Annotated in this window: 5 protein-coding genes; 4 read left to right on the top strand and 1 reads right to left on the bottom strand. The window is 54.3% G+C overall.

All coding sequences use genetic code 11. The features are described from left to right. The first annotated feature begins 91 nt into the window (after positions 1 to 91). From WC600_18890 to WC600_18905, 4 genes are all read left to right on the top strand, one after another. Positions 92 to 487, top strand: coding sequence for a hypothetical protein (locus WC600_18890; GenBank protein ID MFA4904797.1), 396 nt, complete (start codon positions 92 to 94; stop codon positions 485 to 487). Beyond that, complete coding sequence (tnpB, locus tag WC600_18895; protein ID MFA4904798.1) at positions 484 to 846, top strand: IS66 family insertion sequence element accessory protein TnpB; 363 nt, start codon at positions 484 to 486, stop codon at positions 844 to 846. The genes WC600_18890 and tnpB overlap by 4 nt, the downstream gene beginning before the upstream one ends. Positions 847 to 935: 89 nt before the next feature. Further along, on the top strand, positions 936 to 1,805 hold the full coding sequence (locus tag WC600_18900) for a Druantia anti-phage system protein DruA (protein MFA4904799.1): 870 nt from the start codon (positions 936 to 938) through the stop codon (positions 1,803 to 1,805). Beyond that, on the top strand, positions 1,802 to 3,367 hold the full coding sequence (locus tag WC600_18905) for an IS66 family transposase (protein MFA4904800.1): 1,566 nt from the start codon (positions 1,802 to 1,804) through the stop codon (positions 3,365 to 3,367). Before WC600_18900 ends, WC600_18905 begins: the two co-directional genes overlap by 4 nt. A 169-nt stretch (positions 3,368 to 3,536) precedes the next feature. Here WC600_18905 and WC600_18910 read toward each other — a convergent pair. After that, positions 3,537 to 3,793: enoyl-CoA hydratase-related protein (locus WC600_18910; protein ID MFA4904801.1), on the bottom strand; the 257-nt coding region annotated here is incomplete at its 5' end.

Below are 3,793 nucleotides of genomic sequence, written 5' to 3' on the forward strand. Positions count from 1 at the left end.
CTCGAAAGAACGTGTCTTTCCGGTAAGGCTGCGTGAAAGATTTGTGGCGGGTAGGTATGATCGGTTATCAACTTAAGGAGGAGGGTAACCGATGGAGCAGCAGTTCAGAGCTTACACAGGACCAAGCCTTGAAGAAGTTCAGCAGCGATTTGAGCGATGGCGTAAGGGGAGGAAGCGTGGCACACCCATCCCGGCTGTTTTATGGGAAGGCGCGGTACGTCTTTGCGCCGATCACTCCCTTTGCAAAATATCCAGCGCCTTGCATCTGGACTATAATGTTCTGAAGAAACGATTTCAGTCTGCCTGTCCCGACCGTTTTCCGGAATCTGTGACCCCCTCTGATTTTGTTGCTCTGGATTTGAGATCATCCTTGCCGGAGTTCATTATGGAGATGGAAAGGGCCGGAGGGAGGATGAGGATTCATATCAAAGGGGCGCCGGGTTTTCATCCTCTAGAGCTGATGAAGACGTTCTGGAGGTGTGGATGATCCAGATCACGCCGCAGATGCGGATTCTGCTGTCCATCAAGGCGGTGGATTTCCGCAAAGGGATTGACGGATTGGCGGGGGTTTGCCGGCATGTTCTGGGAACGGACCCTTTTTCGGGCTGCGTTTTTGTATTTCGGAATCATAGAGCGACAGCGATAAAGGCGCTGATGTATGACGGCCAGGGGTTCTGGCTTTGCCAGAAGCGTTTGTCCAAGGGGACGTTTCAATGGTGGCCGGATCAAGGCTCTGATCGTGTCAGCGTTTTGGCCGTCCACGAGCTGCAGCTTCTGTTGTGGAACGGCAATCCTTCTCATGTTCGCGTAGCTCCTGCCTGGAGGAAGATCGATGCTGGCGGCTGAGGAAAGCCAGAGAAAAAATATGCCTGATTTGAAAACTTTCCCTTGCGTTCTGTCAACGACTCTGTTATCTTCTGTTCATGGAAACGGTGATGCGATACAGAGGCAGGGCGGTGACGGACGAAGAAGTTGTTTTTATCCGGCAGTTCATTGCCCAAAACAGTGGCGACAGCCGCTGGATGCTTTCCCGGAAACTCTGCCGGGTCTGGGGCTGGGTGCAGCCCAACGGGGCGCTTCGGGACATGGTGTGTCGGGGGTTGATGCTTCAGTTGGCCCGGGCGGGACAGATCGACCTGCCTCCCATCCGGGTCAGGATCGTCAATCCTTTGGTGCATCGCAAGAAGCCTTCCCGGGTAGAGATAGACCAGACGCCCATAGAAGGGAAATTGTCGGATCTTGGTCCCATCGAGTTCCGTCAGGTCCGGCGGACGGATGCGGAGGCCCTGTTCAACAGTTTGATCGAGGAGCATCATTATCTTGGTTATTGCCAACCTGTAGGGGAGCAGCTCAAGTATATCGTTTTTGCCAAGGAAAGACCGATTGCCTGTCTGGCCTGGTCATCGGCTCCCCGTCACATCGGCGATCGCGACCGTTTTATCGGCTGGACGAAAACATTCCGGGAGAAGAATCTATCTCTTATCGCCTGCAACACCCGGTTTCTCATCCTGCCCTGGGTTCGGGTTTCCTGCCTGGCTTCCCACATCCTGGGAAAGATGGTAAAGGTCCTGCCCAAGGATTGGGAGAGACTCTATCATCATCCCCTCTATTATCTTGAAACTTTTGTCGATCAGGAGCGTTTTCATGGTACCTGCTACCGGGCGGCCAACTGGCTCTATATCGGTCGGACCACAGGTCGGGGGAAGAATGATCAGACCGGCAAGGCGAACCGTTCCCTCAAGGATGTTCTGGGCTATCCTCTGTCCAGGGCTTTCCGCGATCATCTTTGCGGAGGTCAGGCATGAAGACTCCGAAGGTGGTCGAGCTGAAGCCGGCGGATGTGCAAGCCCTCCTTATGCGGGTGGAAAAGGGGGCCCTGCAGGAAGGCGATTATGAGATCATCAAGTCCATTGTGGAGACCCTCGCCTGTCTCAGCCAGGCGGTGGATGAGAAGGCCACGGCGATCAAACGTCTGTTGCGGGTGATCTTTGGCGCCAAGACAGAGACGCGCGAGAAGCTCTTCAAGATCGGAAGCAACCCGAAAGAGGAATCTGAACCGGAGAAGCAACCGGGTCACGGCAGAAACGGTGTGGATGCTTACAAAAAAGCCGAGCGGATCAAAGTGTCCATCCAGGATCTGAAGGCCGGCGAACCATGCCGGGAATGTCCCAAGGGGAGACTTTATCCGGTCAAGAAGGCTGGGACCCTGGTGCGGTTCGTGGGTATGGCCCCTCTGGCCGCGAAAATCTATGAGTTGGAGAAGCTGCGCTGCAACCTCTGCGGCGAGGTCTTTACGGCCCAGCCCCCGAACAACGTCGGTTCCGACAAGTATGACGAAACCGCCGGGGCCATGATTGCCATACTGAAGTATGGCAGCGGCGTTCCTTTCTACCGGATCGAGAAGCTTCAGGAAAGCATGGGGATACCGCTGCCGGCGTCAACCCAGTGGGATATAGTAGAGAATGCCGCCAACTGGGGCACTCACCCCGCCTATCGAGAACTGATCCGTCAGGCCGCCCAGGGCAATGTCATCCATAACGACGATACCCCCATGAAGATCCTGGAGTTGCTAAAAGAGATCAATGAGAAATCGTCTCGAACAGGGATGTTTACCACCGGCATGATGTCAATCGTAGAGGACCGCAAGATCGCCCTGTTCTTTACGGGACAGAAACACGCCGGGGAAAATATGACGGATTTGCTCAAACAACGGCAAGCCGAACTGGATCCGCCGATTCAGATGTGCGACGCCCTCAGCCGCAATGCTTCCAAGGAGTTCGAAACCCTCCTGGCCAACTGCCTGGTCCACGGGCGGCGGAACTTCGTGGACGTGGCGGCAAACTTTCCTGAAGAGACGGCTCATGTCATTGACCAGATCGCGTTGGTTTACAGAAACGATGAGATCGCCAAACAGCAAAACCTCTCACCCCAGGAGCGGCTCCTCTTCCATCAGCGGGAAAGCGCACCGGTGATGAAGAATCTTAAACAGTGGCTTTCTGAACAGCTCCATCAAAAGAAGACAGAGCCGAACTCCGGATTGGGAAAGGCCATCGCCTATATGCTCAAGCACTGGGATCCTCTGACTCTGTTCCTGAGAGTCCCGGGAGCGCCCCTGGACAACAACATCTGTGAGCAGACCCTGAAAAAGGCCATCCTCCACAGGAAAAACTCGCTCTTCTACAAGACCGAACACGGCGCGTTCATCGGTGATATGTTCATGAGCCTGATCCACACCTGCAACCTGGAGGGCGTCAATCCCTTCGACTACCTGGTGGCCCTCCAGAAACATTCCTCCGAGGTCTTCAAAAACCCTCGAAACTGGATGCCCTGGAATTATCAGACCGGCATCCCCGTCAACGATTCCTGATGAGCCTGCTCCACCCAATATTTTAAATCAAACGCTGCCTACGGCGCCACAACCGGGAGGACTGGGGAACGTTTGCCTCCCAGCCTCACCCCCGGCAAATTTCTTTCCGCTATACAGGCTTGCCGGAAGGACACGGAATTTCAAAAATATTTTTCAGGTCATGAAAGATCTACCTACCCACAAACTTTGGTTTATAATTTCCCAGGACGGCTCTAACTCCTTCCTTCGCGTCCTCTGTTTCCTCGATCTGACGTCGCAGCGTATCCGAAAGAGCCTGCGCCTCTGCGATGCTCAGATGTAACCCCATATTCACAATCTTCTTGACAGCCCTATTGCCAAGTGGGGCGTTGTCTCTGATCGTTTCGGCAAGCTTCTGGACCTCACCCCTGAATGAATTTGAGGGTACTACCTTATCTACAAGACCAA

Source organism: Desulfobaccales bacterium, from assembly GCA_041648175.1.
Lineage (GTDB): Bacteria > Desulfobacterota > Desulfobaccia > Desulfobaccales > 0-14-0-80-60-11 > 0-14-0-80-60-11.

What these genes read in the sequence shown, in the direction of transcription:
- WC600_18890 (MFA4904797.1), top strand. Translation starts at nt 92, where the DNA reads ATGGAGCAGCAGTTCAGAGCTTACACAGGACCAAGCCTTGAAGAAGTT.
- tnpB (MFA4904798.1), top strand. Translation starts at nt 484, where the DNA reads ATGATCCAGATCACGCCGCAGATGCGGATTCTGCTGTCCATCAAGGCG.
- WC600_18905 (MFA4904800.1), top strand. Translation starts at nt 1,802, where the DNA reads ATGAAGACTCCGAAGGTGGTCGAGCTGAAGCCGGCGGATGTGCAAGCC.
- WC600_18900 (MFA4904799.1), top strand. Translation starts at nt 936, where the DNA reads ATGCGATACAGAGGCAGGGCGGTGACGGACGAAGAAGTTGTTTTTATC.